16 protein-coding genes and 1 riboswitch are annotated in these 16,556 nt (G+C 48.4%); of the genes, 6 read left to right on the top strand and 10 right to left on the bottom strand.

Going from position 1 to position 16,556, the window contains the following annotated elements:
- Positions 1-35: 35 nt before the first annotated feature.
- The gene (locus G4O42_RS15990) at positions 36-866 is read left to right on the top strand and encodes an aldo/keto reductase (protein WP_032876525.1); all 831 of its coding nucleotides are present in this window, start codon (positions 36-38) and stop codon (positions 864-866) included.
- Positions 867-898: 32 nt separating this feature from the next.
- On the opposite strand, the gene G4O42_RS15985 is transcribed toward G4O42_RS15990, so the two are convergent.
- The 7 genes from G4O42_RS15985 to modA form a co-directional block, all read right to left on the bottom strand.
- Positions 899-2,044, bottom strand: coding sequence for an ABC transporter permease (locus tag G4O42_RS15985; protein WP_032876528.1), 1,146 nt, complete (start codon positions 2,042-2,044; stop codon positions 899-901).
- A 1-nt stretch (position 2,045) separates the two neighbouring features.
- A complete protein-coding gene (locus G4O42_RS15980; protein ID WP_032876531.1) occupies positions 2,046-3,140 on the bottom strand; it encodes an ABC transporter permease in 1,095 nt (364 codons plus the stop codon).
- Positions 3,141-3,163: 23 nt separating this feature from the next.
- Positions 3,164-4,099 (bottom strand): ABC transporter ATP-binding protein, encoded by a 936-nt coding sequence (locus tag G4O42_RS15975; RefSeq protein WP_007613736.1) that lies wholly within the window; start codon positions 4,097-4,099, stop codon positions 3,164-3,166.
- A gap of 119 nt (positions 4,100-4,218) precedes the next feature.
- Complete coding sequence (locus tag G4O42_RS15970) at positions 4,219-5,322, bottom strand: sensor histidine kinase (protein ID WP_032876975.1); 1,104 nt, start codon at positions 5,320-5,322, stop codon at positions 4,219-4,221.
- A gap of 5 nt (positions 5,323-5,327) precedes the next feature.
- Complete coding sequence (locus G4O42_RS15965) at positions 5,328-5,975, bottom strand: response regulator transcription factor (protein ID WP_007613734.1); 648 nt, start codon at positions 5,973-5,975, stop codon at positions 5,328-5,330.
- A gap of 94 nt (positions 5,976-6,069) precedes the next feature.
- A complete protein-coding gene (modB, locus tag G4O42_RS15960; protein ID WP_032876534.1) occupies positions 6,070-6,753 on the bottom strand; it encodes a molybdate ABC transporter permease subunit in 684 nt (227 codons plus the stop codon).
- Positions 6,734-7,531, bottom strand: a complete 798-nt coding sequence (gene modA, locus G4O42_RS15955) for a molybdate ABC transporter substrate-binding protein (protein ID WP_031378355.1) — start codon at positions 7,529-7,531, stop codon at positions 6,734-6,736. The genes modB and modA overlap by 20 nt, the downstream gene beginning before the upstream one ends.
- 117 nt (positions 7,532-7,648) lie before the next feature.
- On the opposite strand from modA, the gene G4O42_RS15950 reads away from it, so the two are divergent.
- Positions 7,649-8,575 carry a substrate-binding domain-containing protein gene (locus G4O42_RS15950; RefSeq protein ID WP_032876537.1) on the top strand — a complete coding sequence of 309 codons (927 nt, stop codon included), beginning with the start codon at positions 7,649-7,651 and terminating at the stop codon, positions 8,573-8,575.
- Positions 8,576-8,585: 10 nt separating this feature from the next.
- On the opposite strand, the gene G4O42_RS15945 is transcribed toward G4O42_RS15950, so the two are convergent.
- Positions 8,586-10,460, bottom strand: coding sequence for an LTA synthase family protein (locus G4O42_RS15945; protein WP_032876539.1), 1,875 nt, complete (start codon positions 10,458-10,460; stop codon positions 8,586-8,588).
- A 42-nt stretch (positions 10,461-10,502) separates the two neighbouring features.
- Entirely contained in the window at positions 10,503-10,985 is a 483-nt protein-coding gene (locus G4O42_RS15940; RefSeq protein WP_032876542.1) for a metal-dependent hydrolase, read from the bottom strand.
- Positions 10,986-11,168: 183 nt separating this feature from the next.
- On the opposite strand from G4O42_RS15940, the gene sspJ reads away from it, so the two are divergent.
- A complete protein-coding gene (gene sspJ / locus G4O42_RS15935; protein WP_007410034.1) occupies positions 11,169-11,309 on the top strand; it encodes a small acid-soluble spore protein SspJ in 141 nt (46 codons plus the stop codon).
- A gap of 122 nt (positions 11,310-11,431) precedes the next feature.
- Positions 11,432-11,612, top strand: a riboswitch (Lysine riboswitch).
- A 110-nt stretch (positions 11,613-11,722) separates the two neighbouring features.
- Positions 11,723-13,135, top strand: a complete 1,413-nt coding sequence (locus G4O42_RS15930; protein WP_007613722.1) for an amino acid permease — start codon at positions 11,723-11,725, stop codon at positions 13,133-13,135.
- A gap of 174 nt (positions 13,136-13,309) precedes the next feature.
- On the opposite strand, the gene G4O42_RS15925 is transcribed toward G4O42_RS15930, so the two are convergent.
- On the bottom strand, positions 13,310-14,248 hold the full coding sequence (locus tag G4O42_RS15925; RefSeq protein ID WP_032876544.1) for an iron-hydroxamate ABC transporter substrate-binding protein: 939 nt from the start codon (positions 14,246-14,248) through the stop codon (positions 13,310-13,312).
- Positions 14,249-14,495: 247 nt separating this feature from the next.
- On the opposite strand from G4O42_RS15925, the gene G4O42_RS15920 reads away from it, so the two are divergent.
- Entirely contained in the window at positions 14,496-15,533 is a 1,038-nt protein-coding gene (locus tag G4O42_RS15920; RefSeq protein WP_029973587.1) for a FecCD family ABC transporter permease, read from the top strand.
- Positions 15,533-16,543, top strand: coding sequence for a FecCD family ABC transporter permease (locus tag G4O42_RS15915; RefSeq protein WP_032876546.1), 1,011 nt, complete (start codon positions 15,533-15,535; stop codon positions 16,541-16,543). The genes G4O42_RS15920 and G4O42_RS15915 overlap by 1 nt, the downstream gene beginning before the upstream one ends.
- The last annotated feature ends 13 nt before the right edge of the window (positions 16,544-16,556 follow it).

The following is a 16,556-nucleotide window of genomic DNA, read 5'->3' as shown; positions in this document are numbered from 1 at the left end:
ACCGTTTACATAATGACTAGAAAGGATGGTTCAACGTGGCAAAAAGCTTAAAAGATACTGTAAAGCTTCATAATGGCGTTGAAATGCCGTGGTTCGGCCTTGGCGTCTTCAAGGTGGAAAACGGAAGCGTAGCGGCGGACTCCGTCGAAGCGGCAATCAGAAACGGCTACCGCAGCATTGATACGGCGGCTATTTATAAAAATGAAGAGGGTGTCGGCGAAGGCATCAGAGCTGCGGGCGTTGCCAGAGAAGAGCTGTTCATCACGTCAAAAGTGTGGAATGAAGATCAAGGATACGAGTCGACACTTGACGCGTTTGAGAAAAGCCTTGAGCGCCTCGGCCTCGATTACCTCGATCTGTACCTGATTCACTGGCCGGGCAAGGATAAATATAAAGACACATGGCGCGCTCTTGAAAAGCTGTACAAAGACGGCAAAATCCGCGCCATCGGCGTCAGCAACTTCCAAGTGCATCATTTAGAAGAGCTGCTGAAAGATGCTGAAATCAAGCCGATGGTCAACCAGATTGAATTCCACCCGCGTCTGACTCAAAAAGAAGTAAGAGATTTCTGCAAAGCGCAGGGCATTCAAGTGGAAGCTTGGTCTCCATTGATGCAGGGACAGCTCCTCGATAACGAAGTGCTGTCACAAATTGCGGAAAAACATAACAAATCAGTTGCTCAAGTGATTTTGCGCTGGGATCTTCAAAACGAAGTCGTTACCATTCCGAAATCCATTAAAGAGCACCGCATTATAGAAAATGCCGATATTTTTGATTTCGAACTGTCACAGGAAGAAATGGAAAAGATCAGCGCATTGAACAAAGACGAGCGTGTCGGCCCGAATCCGGACGAGCTTCTGTTCTAAGAAAAAACAGCCCTTTACGGGGCTGTTTTTCTTTACATGAATGTCTGTGTCTGACGTTTTACGCTGAACCTGTATGCGGCTATTAATAACAGGGCGGCGGCGAAGGCTCCCAAAATGATGATGTTCAGCACCAGGCTTTGGAGCGTGCGGCCGTGCTGCAATTGATCGACCGTATCGAGCACCCAGCGCTGAGGCAGAAATTCGGCGATTGTCTGCACCGTTTTCGGCATAATATTGCTCGGAAAGAAGCAGCCGGCGAGCAAGCATGTCGGCACGACGATCAAATTCAAAAGCGCCGATGTTGAAGCGCTGCTGTTGGAAAAACCGACGGCAATAAAGGCGATTCCGATCGCGCTTAATGCAAACAGCATCATCAGGATGAACAGCTGCCACAGCGGGAATGACGGATGAATATGAAAAGCGGCGCCCATAAAGAGAACGGCGAATAGAATTTGGACGGCCATGATAATGATATTCACCGCCGCGTTTGCCAGTACATACTGCTTTGATGTGATCGGCGTTGACAGAAGTCTGTAGTACGTTCTGTTTTCCCGCTCTTTAATCATCAGTTCCGTCAGGTTGCCGGCGGAATAGAGCATAATGATAATGAGATACCCGATGACTGAGTAAGTCATTTCTTTATGATTCGATGTATCTTGTAAAACAGCAGACTCCGTTTGAATCGGAGAATGCTTGAAATCGGCGTACATCGCCTGAAAGGCTTTTGCGTCTCCGCCGGAAGATTTGCCGATTGAGGCGGCGCTGTTCATATAATTGTACAAATAAGAGCTGACATATCCGGTGACCTGGGCGCCTTTCAGCGAGGTCATGCCGATGTGAGCCGGTTTCCCGTCTTTTACGCTTTGGGAGAAGCCTTTTTCAAACGTAATGAGCGCCTCCATTTTTCCTGAAGCGATCTTTGATGAGGCGGACGCAGCCGTTTCCTCCGAAATCTTCACATGATCCAGTCCTTTTAAAAACGTGACCGTATCCTGTGCCACTTCTCCGCCGTCCTGATTGAGAATGCCGATATTGAGCGTTTCGGCTCCGCCGTTGGCATTGGTCATGAAGGAGAGGAAGACGCCGATCAGCGGAGCCCCGATATAAAGAATGAGCTGTTTTTTGCTTTTTGTAATCCCTTTGAGAGTGTGTGCAAACAGCCACCAGAAGTTTTTCATATTACAGTCCCTCCCGTCTTTGAAACGTAAATGCGGCGATCAGCAAAAAGAGTGCCGCCAATGCTGTATTTAAACCGAGTGCAGGCCATGCCGCTGATACATCATTTGCGTAAATGATGTTGTTAATCGCCTTATTGATCCAGGATAAGGGCGACAGGGCGGAAATTCCTCCGCCTTCATATTTGTAATAGGCGCCGCCGATAATGGACATCACCTGAACGATGATGACGGTGATTAATCTGGCGCTTTCGGGTTTTCTGGTCAAATAGCTCAGGCTGAGCCCGAAGCTGACGGCCAAAAGAATTTCAGAAACGAGAATCAAAAGCACAAGGCCCATGTGGCTGCCCCAATTCGCTTTTAAGATAAATTTGCTGAAGGCGACAACGGCAAGAATCGTCAGAACATTCACAGCCAAAATGCCGAGCATCTTTCCGAGAAAGATATCGCTTTTCCGGAGCGGGGCGGCGATCAGGCGATCTGCGGTGTGCCGTATTCTTTCCCCGCGGAATAAGCTGCTTGCAAAAATCGAGGCGTACAGCCCGATCATCGTCGTCATGGATATCGCATAAAAATCTTTCGCTTTCGGCTCTTTCGCTTTGTGTAAAGACGTCTGCTTCATATAATCGCTTTTGATTTGTCCGGCGGAAGGCGCCTTATGCGCCTTGTAAACGGCGGCGCCTGCTTTGTACTGATTGGTAAAAGCGGTCAGCATGCCTTGGACGATCGTGCCGTTTATACCGCTCCGGTCATTTGTATAGACTTGAAAACCAGTGTTTTTTACAGTGACGAAAGCATCCGCCTGATTTTCTCGAACCTCGTTTTTGCCTTTTGCCTCCGTGTCCGCTTTTTGAAAATAGACATGCTCTTTTTTGGCGGCTTTCATAAACTCAGTAAAATCATGAGAAAGAGGGCCGTTTGACTGGTCCGTATATACGACCTTGATGTTCCCGACCGTCACCTCTGAATCAAAGGCGTTTGATAATGCCGCAGTAAAAATCAGCATGAAGACGATCGGAAAAGCAAGCATGAAAATAAAAGTCCGTCTGTCGCGGGAGCTGATTTTGATTTCTTTCCCGGCGATGTGCAGAATATTCATTTGCAATCCTCCTTTCAGTGAGGTCAGTCGCGCAGGCTTCTGCCTGTCAGCGTGAGAAATACCGTTTCTAAGTCAGGGGCCTGTTCCTGCAAGGAGCGGATTTCAATTCCTTTGTCCATGAAGTACCGGATCAGGCGGTTTAAATTGTTGACCCCTGTGTCAGAGCTGATTTTCACGCTGTTTTCTTCCAGTGCGGCGGCTCTGACGCCGGGCAGCTCCTGAATATCGCCGAGGCTGATGCCGTTTCCGGATGACAGCTCAATCACGACGTCCTTCGTGTCGGTAATGATGGAGGTCAGCTGTTCTTTTGTGCCTTCTGCGATGACTTTTCCGTGGTCGATGATGGCGATGCGCGTGCATATTTCTTCCACTTCCTCCATGTAGTGGCTCGTGTAGATGATCGTGCAGCCCATTTCATTCAGCTTTTTCACTGACTGCAGAATATAATTTCTTGATTGCGGGTCAATACCGACCGTCGGTTCATCCATGATGATCAGTTTCGGCCGGTGGGCAAGGGCGCAGGCGATATTGAGCCGGCGTTTCATTCCGCCGGAGAAATGCTTCGGCAAATATTTGTGTTTATCGCTCAAGCCGACGAATGTCAGGGCTTCCTCGACCCGTTCTTTCAGAGCCGCCCCTCTCAGGCCGTACAGCCCGGCGAAGAACTTCACATTTTCATAGGCGTTTAATTCTTCGTAAATCGCGAGGTCTTGAGGGACGATGCCGATATTCATTTTCGTTGCTTTGCTATATTTGAAAATATCTTTTCCGAGAAACAGAATGTCTCCGCCTGAAGGTTTTAAAAGACCTGAGATCATATTGATCGTCGTGCTTTTTCCGGCTCCGTTTGCGCCGAGAAACCCGAAAATCTCACCTTCTTTTACGGCAAGCGACATTTGGTCAACGGCGGTATAATCACCGAATTTCTTACTCAGCTGTTTGAGCTCCAAAATGTTCATGTTTCCACCTCTATGTCTTGTGATGTTCTTATTATAAAAAAAAGAATGAACGGCCGTTAGTGCAGCTGTTCATTCCTTTGACATGAGAATCTTCATATTTTTCACATGAAAACATTCACTTATTCAACCGGAAGCAATGTCGTGACGGAAAAACCGGCCGTGCCGTCAAAAATAACGGTTCCGCGCAGGACGGCCGACCGTTCTTCCATACCGAGCATGCCGAGGCCTTTTTTAAAGCGGACGGCGCCGTTTCCGTTATCTTTCACTTCCGCTTTCACGGCTTTATTCAGCACATGGATATCAATGAAAATCTGCGTGGCATCGGCGTATTTCATTGCATTGGTCAAGGCTTCGGTTACGTTTTCCTGAATGACTCTCCAATGCATTTGCGTCAGCCTGTCCAAATCGCCTTGATGCGTAAACGGAACCGGCATCCCGTTTTTGGCCGAAAATTCATCAATAAACGTTCTTAATCTGTGAATGCCCATTTGTTCAGCGGGCGGTTTCATATTTTTCAGCGTAATGCGGATATCCTCTATGCCCTCTTTGGAAATGGTAATGGCGTTTTGGAGCAGTTCAGCCGCTTTGTCCGGATGGGAGCCGAGCATCCGTTTCGCCGCTTCCATCTGAATGAGCGCGCCTGTCATGGAATGGCCGATTTTGTCATGGATGGCTTGGGACAATCTGTTTCTTTCTTCGAGTTTGCCGGTATACTCCGATTGTTTGATATATTCTGTGCTGCTGTGCAGCTGTTTCGTCAGTTTTTCAATGCTTGAGCGCATGCTGTCTGACTGCTCTTCATATTTTTTCAGCCGATTGCTGGACCGGGCGGCCAAAACGAATATCGCCAAGCAGAACAAGGTCATGATGATATAAGTCGGAAGGTCGCCGTACGGGATAAATAAAAACGGCAAAAACACGAGCAGGCAGAACACATAGCGGTGAACCGGATATTCGGCAAGAACGGCAAAAATGGCGGGCGGTAAAAGAAATAGAAACGCCGGATGGCCTAAGGCGGAAAGCCAGGCGGTCAATGCCAGCGCCAGCAGGGTGATCCCGCGCCTCCAAGCGGGCGGCCTGATCATGCAGACCCCAATGCCCAAAGACAGATAAAGCAGCAGAAACAAGACGGCGTACGGTGTGTAAAGGCGGTCTGCCGATACGAACAAAAAAGCCGTATAAAAAATGGCGATCAGTCTGCTCATCAGCATCCAAAAATCCATACCGTTCAACGCCCGTTATCCACCTTCCCGGTGATATAATAAATCGCGATCTGCGTTCTGTGCTCAAGCCCCGTTTTCCCTAAAATAGAGGAAATATAATTGGCCGTCGTCCCTTCAGAAATGAAAAGCTGTTTTGAAATTTCCCTGTTCGAGAATCCTTTCGCAATAAGCGACATGATGCTGAGCTCTCTTTCAGTAAACTGGCTTTCATCAATCTGATGCGCGGCTTCCGCCGGCCGGGAAAGGCTGTCTTTTATTTTATCCAGTACGGTGTCCTGAAGAATGCTGTGCCCGTTGAAGACGCTTTTGATCGCATCGCGGATCCGTTCCGGTTCGGTATTTTTTAATAAATATCCTTTCGCGCCGTTTTTAATCGCTTCTAAAATATACTCATCGTCGTCAAATGTCGTCAGGATCATCGGCTTCGTATCCGTTTCCTCCGCGATCCGTTTTGCGGCTTCGACACCGTTCATCACCGGCATGCGGACGTCCAACAAGGCGATATCGACGGGATTGTGTTTACAATACTCTGCCGCCTCGAGTCCGTTTTCCAACGTTGCCGATACAGTAAATTCCTCATATGTATGCAAAATGATTTTCATTCCTTCTCTGATGAAAGAATTATCATCCGCGATAATGACATTAATCTTCATGGCCGCACCCTTTGTGTGTTTTTTGTTTCATTATATACCATCCGAATTTAAATCAAAAAGCCTCCCGGCGAAAGGTGCGCGGAAGGCGGAGCGGTCAAGCGGGTTTTTTCAATTGGATGAAAAACAGCATCAGAAAAGAAATGATCACAATACAGATCACCCACACCCAGGCGAGTGTTTCATTGCCGGAGTCCATCGCGACGTAAATCGCTGTCGGCAGCGTTTGGGTGACGCCGGGAATATTTCCCGCAAACATTAAAGTCGCCCCGAATTCACCTAGCGCCCTTGCAATACTGAGAATGCTTCCGGTCAAGAGGGAGGGAAAGGCAAGCGGGACGGAAATACGGGTGAACACCTGCCACCTGCCGGCTCCGTCTACTTTCGCCGCTCCCTCGATGTCGGCATCAACCGCGGCGAAGCCCGTTTTAGCGGACTGATACATAAGCGGGAAGGCGACAATGGCCGAAGCGATCACCGCGGCCGACCACGTGAAAATGACGGGCTGGTGAAAAATCCGCTCAATCGCCCGGCCGAAAAAGCTGTGTTTTCCGAAAATGATAATGAGAATGAACCCGACAACGGTAGGCGGAAGAACGAGCGGGAGCATAAACAGCGTCTCCACAGCCGTTTTTCCGGGAAATCGCGCTTTCGCCATCCAGGCGCCGGCAAGCGTTCCGAGAATGATGACGGCGAAGCCCGACGCCAAAGCCACCTGAAACGACAGTACGACTGGGGTGAAAAACTCCGAAGCCGTAATGTTACTTGGCAGTAAATCCATATTTCTTAAACACTTTCATCGCTTCATCCGACTGCAGATACTGATAAAACGCTTCTGCTTCTTTACGGTGCTTTGTATCCTTGACAATGCCGAGCGGATATACGATCGGATCGTGCGTTTTCGCCGGCGCTTCATCGGTGATTTTCACCTTTTTCGAAATCAGCGCGTCTGTTTTATAGACAAGCCCTGCATCGACATTTCCGGTTTCAACATAAGACAGCACCTGGCGCACGTCTTTTGCATAGACGACTTTATCTTTTACCTTGTCCCACAGGGATAATGCCGTCAATGATTGTTTGGCGTATTGTCCGGCCGGAACGGATTCAGGTGTGCCGAGCGCGATTTTTTCCGTGCTGTCTTTTTTCAGGTCATTCAGGTGTGTCAGGTGTGCGCTGTTTTTCTCAGGCACGATCATGACGAGATCATTTTTCAAAAGATCCGTGCTGTCCTTTTTATCGATATCTCCGTCATGAACGAGCTTTTCGAATTTATCTTCGGCTGCCGAGAAGAATAAATCAGCTCCCGCGCCTTGTGAAATTTGTTTTTGCAATGTGCCTGATGATCCGAAGTTGTCTTGAATGGTTACGTTTGAATGTGATTTTTCGTAGTTGGTCTGGATTTCTTCAAGTGCATCCTGAGCGCTGGCTGCCGCAGAAACGGTGAGCGTGACTTTTTCGTTTTGTCCGCCTTTGGACGATTGTCCGGAAGAGCAGCCCGCAGTTGCGAGGAAAACGGCCATAGCCGCAGTTGTGAGTAGTGTCGCTTTCTTTTTCAACATTGTGCACCCCTTATAGCTAAATATCATTAGATCAAACTAATTATAACGCAATTGTACGTGATGGTGCGGTTTTTTTTCAATATCTGAACAGTTATAATAAAAACGGAGCGTGATAATATGACAGAAGCCACTTCCTATACAATAGAAGAAGTTGCGGGCCTTTTGAAGGTCTCCAAACTGACAGTATATGATTTGATAAAAAAAGGACTCATTCCGGCGTACAGGGTCGGAAGACAGATGAGGGTCGATGAAGAGGACTTAAAACAATATAAAGCAAACATGAGAATGTCAAAAAAGCCATCCGCAGCAGAAGGGCCTGACCCGTCCCGCGGGCGGGAGCCGGAAAAAAGGCAGTCCGTTATCATCAGCGGGCAGGATGTGTCGATGGACCTCCTCAGCAAACAGCTGGAACAAACAATACAGGCGGCTCCGCTCCGCAAGTACAGCGGCAGTTTGAACAGCCTGATCGAGATGTACCGCGGGGCTTGTGACATCGTCAGTCTGCATTTGTACGATGGGGAGACGGGGCAGTATAACATCCCGTATGTGAAGCGCATTCTTTCAGGGGAGCCGTTTGCGCTTTTTCATGTCGTACTTCGTCAGGCCGGATTATATGTGAAAAAGGGCAATCCGCTGAACATTCAGGGCTTTCAGGATTTGAGCCGAAAGGATGTCCGTATCGTCAATCGCGAAAAAGGATCAGGCGCGAGGGTCCTGCTGGATGAACAGCTCAGATCATTCAGCATTACGCCGAATGATGTCGCCGGATATCATGACATTGTCATGGATCATCTGTCAGCGGCTTCACAAGTATCAAGCGGAAAGGCGGATATCGGAGTCGGGTCGCAGCATGCGGCGCATATGGCAGGCACGGACTTTATCCCGGTGATCAGTGAACAGTACGATGTGGTTGTGTTAAAACAAAACCGGGAGCTTGTTCAAAGCGTGCAGGACATCCTCAATTCTGAGGAATTCAAGTCTCAGCTTTCTCAATTATCCGGATATGATACGAAAATGACCGGACGGCTCATATATGAAACATGAAAAATCCCTCCTATATGGAGGGATTTTTTTTTTGCTTATAAAACCGCAGCAGGTCGCCGTTTAATATTTTATCGGAAAGCATCAGCTCTTGTTCAGCTTTTTCTTTCTCATCGCTGCACGCGCTCATGTCAGAAAGCGGTTCGCCCGTTTTACGGCTGTAACACGTATTTTTCGTATAAATATGATCATCCGTGATAAAGCTGCCGTTTCTCAGCACCGCAAACGGGGTCCGCTCTCCGGAAAACAGATCATTGCCGAACTGAATGCTGCCTTTCGTTTCAATGCCGAGCAGGTGAAGCAGCGTCGGCCTTACATCAACCTGTCCCGCGGCGGAAGCAATCGTTTCCGGCTCACGGTCGGTCACCCCGGGAATATGAATGATAAACGGCACGCGCTGAAGCTGAACCGTATCAAACGGAGTGATTTCCTCTTTCCCTAAGAATTCGGCAAGTCCTTGATTATGGGCTTCGGATATACCGTAATGATCTCCCATCAGGACGATCATCGCGTTGTCATACAGTCCTTCTTTTTTCAGCTTCTTGAAAAAGTGTTTCAGGGCCTCATCTTCATAGCGGACCGTCGTCACATAGCGGTTTAATAACTCGCTGCTTGTGTCCGGTTCTTCAATGAGCTGATCCTGTTTTTCAATTTCAAAAGGAAAATGGTTGGTCAAAGTCAGCAGGCTCGCGTAAAACGGCTGCGGAAGCTTCTTTAATTTTTCCGCTGACTGTTCGAGAAATTCCTTATCCTTCAGGCCCCAGCCTGTTGAATTTTCCTGCGTCACCTTAAATTCATCCGCGTCGAAAAAACGGTCAATTCCGAATGCCCCGTACATCTCATCCCGGTTCCAAAAGGCCTTATGATTGGCATGCAGAACGGCTGAATAGTATTGACGGTCTTTTAACATATGGTACATCGTATTGAACCGGTGGCCGCTTTTTGTAAAAAAAACGGCGCCGCTTGAAGACGGATACAGCGAATTCGCAGTAATGAATTCTGAATCTGAGGTTTTTCCCTGTTCAGTCTGCTGATAAAAATGAGTGAAGTCATAACTTTTTTCCCGCAGTTTATTTAAAAACGGGGTAATCTCCCGTCCGTTGACCCGCTCATCCATTACAAAACGCTGTGTTGATTCGAGTGTAACAAAAATCACATTGCGTCCCTTGGCGAGCCCGAATTTTGAATCGGACGGCCTGCTGTAGTCGGCTTGAGTGTAATTTGCGACCGCCGCAAGGCTGTCTTCATCGGCAAACGCTTTAGCCCCTGCATTCAGCGTCTGCGAAATGGTGTCATACAAATGAAAGTGGAACAGGCCGATTCCTTTTACGAGCGCTTCACGATCAAAAGGGTGCTTGAACAGCTTCGGCTGCTCGGCCTCAGACAGTGCAAGGTTGCACAGCATGAGGCCGGCTGATGCCCACGCATACGCTTTAACGGTACGGGCGCCCGCTTTTCCTTTACCAGCTTTATGCCTTTTACCAAGATAAAACAAAACCGCAATATCCAAAAATAAAGCGATGTAAAGCGGGTGAAACAGCTCTTGGACGCTGCTTCCCATATCACCCATATTGCTCGCCTGAAACAAAACCGGTATGGTGATAAAATCGATATAAAACCCGTAAAACACCGTATTCGCGATTAAAATTCCCGTCAGCACCACATTCGCCGCAAGCAGAAAGATCCGCTGTTTTTTTTCTGTCAGCAGCAGGGCGATGCCGAACAGCGGCACAATGAAGCTCAGCGGATTAATGAGAAGCAGACATTCCTCAAGAACCGAATTGTTCTGCAGATCAAAACCGAGCTTATAAACGGCATAGGTTTTCATCCACATGAACAGGATGGACAGGCATAAAAACCGATGATTGCTGAAAAAGGTTTTCTTCATATGTATGACTCCTCACCCTAAAAGCGAAAAGACGCTTTTTGTTTAAGAGATGCGGCCGTGAACCAGTTCGTATAAATAATAGCAGGATACAATCGTTAAGCCGGCCAGCACAAGCTGCTCCGAAAAGCTCCCCGTTCTCATATAAAGGGGAAGACGGAAGCGGATGGCGGACGGAAACAGCAGTTTAATGCCGTTGACGGTCCATGCGTCAAGCACAAGATGGCTCGCCATTCCGATCATCAGTCCGGCGGAAATGCTCGGATTCGGAATATAGGATGCCGTAATGAAAAACATAATAAGCATAAACAGCAGGCTGTGTGTAAACGTTCTGTGGCCGAACACCGTGCTTACGATTTTGGACAGAACGGGCAGCGTTCTGCCGATTTTGCTTTTCGTATGGCATATGTCGGGAATCAGCGCCCCGAGGGCACCCGCTGAGGTCATAAGGACCGGATCATACCCGTAATAATACGCAATTGCGGAACAAGAAGCGATGCCTCCCATGATGTGTGTTTTTCCTGTCATTTTTCGCTTCTCCTTTTTATTTTTGCCAAAATCCCCTGAATTACAAATATATCAAGAGAATGCATGTTTGATCAACAAACTTTACCTGTTCCGCCAAAAGGAAGGAGACGCGGATTCCGCATATTCTGCCGCGGAAAAAGACACATTATAGGTGTACCTATATTTGATAAAGAGGTGATACAGATGGCTTTCTTTAACAAAGAAAAAGGAAAAAACAGCGATAAAAACAAAAATGTCATTCAAGGCGCGCTTGAAGACGCCGGTGCAGCTCTGAAAGACGATCCGCTTCAAGAAGCTGTTCAAAAGAAAAAAAACAACCGCTGACCATATAAGACGGGTAGGGCGAACGCTCTATCCGTTTTCCATCTAATTTTTCCCTTTGACAGATCTTTTTATCTCTGATAACCTCTGAGTAGAATTGAATGATAAAAATCCTCACTCTTTCTCGGTGAGGTAGAGGTTGCGCTTGATGATGAGTCGCACATGCCAGGCTGATAGGGGCCGCAAAACATGTGTTAAAGGCATCAGCGCCGAAGTGTAAAGAAAGCCGATCCTTCTTTATGCTGGGACTGTATCTGAATAAGTGCAGGACTGCCGCGTGCTTTTTCGCGGAGGGCTATCCGGAGATCAAGGGTGTGTGTGTTTCTTTAAGCATGGACTTTTGTTCAGGCTTTTTTTGCGTGTAAATATGATCTCGGGGTCTGGTCCGTACGAATGAACAACCAGGAGGTACAGGAATGGAACAGACGAAAAAATGGGGTTTTTGGTTATTAACGGCGTTTGTCGTAGGAAATATGGTAGGCTCGGGCATCTTTTCGCTTCCGAGTTCGCTCGCAAAAATCGCGAGCCCGTTCGGCGCCACATCGGCATGGCTTTTAACGGGAGCCGGTGTGTTAATGATCGCGCTGGTCTTCGGCCACTTATCCATCCGCAAGCCTGAGCTGACGGCGGGGCCGCAAAGCTATGCGCGTGCGCTGTTCAGCGATCGGAAAAAAGGGAATGCAGCGGGCTTCACGATGGTGTGGGGCTACTGGGTGGCGAGCTGGATCAGCAACGTGGCGATCATCACGAGCCTTGCCGGATATTTAACATCATTTTTCCCGATTTTAACGGATAAGCGTGAAATGTTTTCGATCGGCGGTCAGGCGGTTACGCTCGGCCAGCTGCTGACGTTTGCCGTATGTACGGTTTTATTATGGGGCACTCACACGATTCTCGTCACCAGCATTAACGGTGCGAGTAAATTAAATTTCGTCACGACGTTTTCAAAAGTATTAGGATTTATTTTCTTTATCATTGCAGGTTTATTTGTGTTTCAAACGTCGTTTTTCGATCATTTTTATTTTCCGGTTCAAACAGGTCCTCACACAGTTGAGGGAATCGGCGGGCAGATCCACAATGCGGCGATTTCAACATTATGGGCGTTCGTCGGAATTGAATCGGCAGTCATCTTATCCGGGCGCGCCCGTTCGCAGCGCGATGTGAAACGCGCCACTATTACCGGATTATTGATCGCGCTTGGCATCTATATCATCGTAACATTGATTACGATGGGCGTGCTTCCGCATGGTAAGCTTGTCGGCTCGGAAAAACCGTTTGTTGACGTATTGTACGCGATCGTCGGCAATGCGGGAAGCGTCATCATGGCGATTCTGGCGATTTTGTGTCTGTTCGGAACGATGCTCGGCTGGATTCTTCTCGGCTCTGAAGTTCCGTATCAAGCGGCGAAATCAGGAGACTTTCCGGCTGCTTTTGCAAAAACGAATAAACAGGGAAGCCCGGTTGTGTCGTTAATCGTAACGAACGTGATGTCACAGATCTTTATCTTTTCAGTTATTTCCCGGACGATCAGTGACGCATTTACGTTTTTAACGACGGCGGCGACGCTCGCTTATCTGATTCCGTATCTCGTATCAGCGTTTTACAGCCTGAAGCTCATTTTTACGGGTGAAACGTATGACGAGATAAAGGGTTCAAGAGTAAGAGACGGTATCATCGCCATCCTTGCCTGCATTTATTCTTTTTACGTCATTATTACCGGAACGGCCGATTTAACGACCTTTATTCTCGGTATCGGGCTGTTCTTCGTCGGTTTGCTGTTATATCCTTTCGTCTCAAAGAAATTTGCAAACAACAGACAATCGGTATGACAAAAAGACATCTCACGTCTGTGAGATGTCTTTTTTGTTTGCGGCGGCGGGTTACGTTTTGACGGCGTGTATATAATGAATGGTCTCGAATGCGGTTAAATGGTCAGTGCGTCCGCTGAAAAAACGGTCAAGTGTAAAGCGTAATAAAAAGCCGCTGTGACAGCGGCTTCGGGGTTACTTCGTTAAGCTTTTTGTGATGTAGTCGAGCTGGCCTTCAAGTGAGATCGGGTCTGAGAAATAGAAGCCGATCGGATCAATGTGATAGACATGGTTTTGTTTGACGGCATCGAGGTTCTTCCAGATTGAGCTGTCAAGCACGCCTTTGTCGTCACCGCCGGCCTGCCATGGCCCCATAAAGATGTAGTCTCCCGCGAAGTCAGGCAGTTTCTCGAGTGAAATGCTGGCGTAGCCCGGCCCTTGATTAATGGCTTTTTCCTGCGTCAGTTTTGTGGCCTTCAGCCCGAGTTTGTCATAAATGATGCTTCCGCCGCGGCCGAAGTCTTTACCGAATACATAGATGTCTTTTCCGTTTGTCTGCATGATGGAGATGGTTTTTGAGCCGACCGCTTTTTGAACCTTTGTTTTAGCGGCAGCGGTTTTCTTATCCCATTCAGCCAGCCATTTGTCTGCTTTATCTTCAGTGCCTGTCATTTTCGCAAACTCTTTGAATTGATCAATGTTGCTGAGCTTGTCATATTTAATGGCGATTGTCGGCGCGATTTTTTCCAGTTTTTCAATATCGGCGCCTTGTGTCGTCCAGACAACGATTAAATCCGGCTTTAAGTCAATGATTTTTTCAACGGACGTGCCGTCGCCGATGTTTGTCACACCTTTTGTTTTCCCTTTGTAATAAGGGTTTTTAAATACGTTTTGCGGCGCGCCGACAACATTGATGCCGAGCTGTTTGAAGTCGCCGTAGTAGCCGTCAGCCATGACGACGACCCGTTTCGGGTGCTTCGGAATTTTAATATTGCCGTTTTCGGCTTTATACGTGATGGTTTCTTCTTTTTCAGAAGAACCTTTCGTGTCTGAAGAATTGCCGCATGCGGCCAAAGCGGCGATGAGCAGCATGGTAATCAGCGCTGCGCCGATTTTCTTGTATGTATGGAACATCTGACATTCCTTCTTTCATAAAAATTAGTGATAAAGAGAATCATTATCAGTGTGATTATATCACTGCTTTCATAGAGAAGCACGCTCTTTTTTAAGAAAAACTTTCTTTTTTTATATGAAATTAGGTCTATTAAAAGAGAAGATAAAAGTGCTATACTGAAACAAGTCATTGATAATCATTATCATTACCATTCTTGTTTTGAGAAAGGAAGAACGAGTGTTGGGTCTATTGAAAAAGAAACAGACAATGACGGCTCAAGGGGCATCAGGGAGTGAAATCCAGTGGACGGCGCGTTCATTCCGGGCGGCTGTGCTGCTGTGTGCCGGTATTGCGGTTTTATTGATCGGCGCGGCTCTGTCTGTTTCCATCGGAGCTGCCGATATTCATCTGCGGACGGTGTGGGATGCTCTCTTTCACTTTCAGCCGCAAAATACATCTCATCAAATCATACGCGATCTGAGGCTGCCGAGAACCGCCGCCGCCGCGCTCGTCGGGGCTTTTTTAGCTGTGTCCGGGGCGATTATGCAGGGGCTGACGCGGAACCCGCTTGCTGAGCCTTCCATTATGGGCGTGACGTCGGGGTCAGGATTTGCGATCGCATTGGCATTTGCTTTTTTTCCGGGACTGTCTGCGGCGGGACTTGTTTTGTGGTCCTTTGCGGGAGCGGGAATCGGAGCGCTTATTGTGTTTGGCATCGGCCTGTTTTCAAAAGGCGGGCTGACACCGGTGAAGCTCGCGCTGGCCGGTACGGCAGTCGGCTATTTCTTAACGGGGCTTTCAAGCGCGATTGCGATCCGTTTTGATGTCGCCCAGGATGTGAAGTTCTGGTACGCCGGAGGAGTCGCTTCCGTGAAATGGGAAGGCGTGCAGCTGCTGTTGGCGGTCGGGGTTATCGGACTTTTGCTGGCATTTCTGATTGCGCGCTCAGTAACGGTGCTGAGCTTGGGTGAGGAGCTGGCCAAAGGGCTCGGGCAGTACACATCGCTTGTGAAAGTAATCGGAATGTTTGTCGTTGTCCTCTTGACGGGGGCTTCAGTCTCAGTCGCCGGAGCCATTTCTTTTATCGGCTTGGTGATTCCGCATATCACCCGATTTTTAGTCGGGGTAGATTACAGGTGGATCATTCCCTGTTCGGCGGTATTCGGCGCCGTTCTGTTAGTCTTCAGTGATATTGCCGCAAGACTCGTCAATGCGCCGTTTGAAACACCGGTCGGCGCTTTAACCGCCCTTATCGGCGTTCCCTTTTTCTTTTATTTGGCGCGCAGGGAAAGGAGAGGGCTGTAATGAATGTAAAATCGAAAAAACCGCTGGCGGTCATGGCCGTTACGTTTTTGCTCATATGCATCGTCTTTTTTATCAGTTTAAACATGGGTGTGATCCGGATTGCGCCTCTTGATACGCTACGTGTCTTTTTCGGACAGGGGGATGCCCGGGATCAGCTCGTTTTATTTGAATTCAGACTGCCTCGCATGGTGCTGTCATTGCTGGTCGGCGCCGGAATCGCGGTTTCAGGCGCGATTTTTCAAAGCGTGTCTCAAAATGACTTGGCGGAGCCGGGCATTCTCGGTATTAACGCCGGGGCGTCTTTGGCGGTCGTTTTGTTTATCTTCTTTTTCCAAGGATCAGCTGTTGATTTAAGCATGGCCAGTACATGGCTGCTTCCGGTGAGCGCTTTGGCGGGGGCTTTTCTGGCTGCGCTGCTCATCTATGTGCTGGCTTGGAAAAAAGGCGTTTCACCTGTCCGGCTCGTTTTGGTCGGGATCGGCGTCAATGCGGGGTTTAATGCGCTTCTCTTGATTTTTCAGCTGAAAATGGACCCGCGGGATTTCATGCAGGCGCTTGTATGGATTTCCGGTTCGATTTGGAACGCCAATTGGAAAATGGTGCTGTCCATTTTGCCGTGGCTGCTGGTTCTTTTACCGTTCAGCCTCTATAAAGCCAGGTATTTAAATGTGCTCCAGCTCGGTGATCAGCTGGCGGCGGGGCTTGGCACCCGGGTTGAAAAGGAGCGGCGCGTTCTGCTGATGTGCGCCGTTGCCCTGACCGCGTCATGTGTTGCGGCAGCCGGCGGAATCGCTTTTCTCGGACTCATTGCGCCGCATTTGGCCAGAAGGCTTACCGGCCCGCGCCACCAGACGCTTATCCCGGTTTCGGCTTTAATCGGAGCATTTTTATTTCTGCTTGCCGATACGCTGGCGAGAAATGTGCTTGCACCGTCCGAAGTTCCCGTCGGCCTGGTGATTTCCGTGCTCGGAGCGCCGTATTTTGTATATTTGCTGATGAAAACGAAATAGAGGAAGGAGACTG

Source organism: Bacillus sp. LUNF1 (assembly GCF_011008975.1).
In the GTDB taxonomy this organism is placed as follows: Bacteria; Bacillota; Bacilli; order Bacillales; family Bacillaceae; genus Bacillus; species Bacillus velezensis.
The sequence above is the reverse complement of the archived record's forward strand: the minus strand, read 5'-3'. Positions and strand labels throughout refer to the sequence as shown.

Excerpts from the sequence above, each read along its gene's own strand:
- G4O42_RS15985 (WP_032876528.1), bottom strand. The coding sequence starts at position 2,044 with ATGAAAAACTTCTGGTGGCTGTTTGCACACACTCTCAAAGGGATTACA.
- G4O42_RS15980 (WP_032876531.1), bottom strand. The coding sequence starts at position 3,140 with ATGAATATTCTGCACATCGCCGGGAAAGAAATCAAAATCAGCTCCCGC.
- G4O42_RS15975 (WP_007613736.1), bottom strand. The coding sequence starts at position 4,099 with ATGAACATTTTGGAGCTCAAACAGCTGAGTAAGAAATTCGGTGATTAT.
- G4O42_RS15970 (WP_032876975.1), bottom strand. The coding sequence starts at position 5,322 with ATGGATTTTTGGATGCTGATGAGCAGACTGATCGCCATTTTTTATACG.
- G4O42_RS15965 (WP_007613734.1), bottom strand. The coding sequence starts at position 5,975 with ATGAAGATTAATGTCATTATCGCGGATGATAATTCTTTCATCAGAGAA.
- modB (WP_032876534.1), bottom strand. The coding sequence starts at position 6,753 with ATGGATTTACTGCCAAGTAACATTACGGCTTCGGAGTTTTTCACCCCA.
- modA (WP_031378355.1), bottom strand. The coding sequence starts at position 7,531 with ATGTTGAAAAAGAAAGCGACACTACTCACAACTGCGGCTATGGCCGTT.
- G4O42_RS15950 (WP_032876537.1), top strand. The coding sequence starts at position 7,649 with ATGACAGAAGCCACTTCCTATACAATAGAAGAAGTTGCGGGCCTTTTG.
- G4O42_RS15945 (WP_032876539.1), bottom strand. The coding sequence starts at position 10,460 with ATGAAGAAAACCTTTTTCAGCAATCATCGGTTTTTATGCCTGTCCATC.
- G4O42_RS15940 (WP_032876542.1), bottom strand. The coding sequence starts at position 10,985 with ATGACAGGAAAAACACACATCATGGGAGGCATCGCTTCTTGTTCCGCA.
- sspJ (WP_007410034.1), top strand. The coding sequence starts at position 11,169 with ATGGCTTTCTTTAACAAAGAAAAAGGAAAAAACAGCGATAAAAACAAA.
- G4O42_RS15930 (WP_007613722.1), top strand. The coding sequence starts at position 11,723 with ATGGAACAGACGAAAAAATGGGGTTTTTGGTTATTAACGGCGTTTGTC.
- G4O42_RS15925 (WP_032876544.1), bottom strand. The coding sequence starts at position 14,248 with ATGTTCCATACATACAAGAAAATCGGCGCAGCGCTGATTACCATGCTG.
- G4O42_RS15920 (WP_029973587.1), top strand. The coding sequence starts at position 14,496 with ATGACGGCTCAAGGGGCATCAGGGAGTGAAATCCAGTGGACGGCGCGT.
- G4O42_RS15915 (WP_032876546.1), top strand. The coding sequence starts at position 15,533 with ATGAATGTAAAATCGAAAAAACCGCTGGCGGTCATGGCCGTTACGTTT.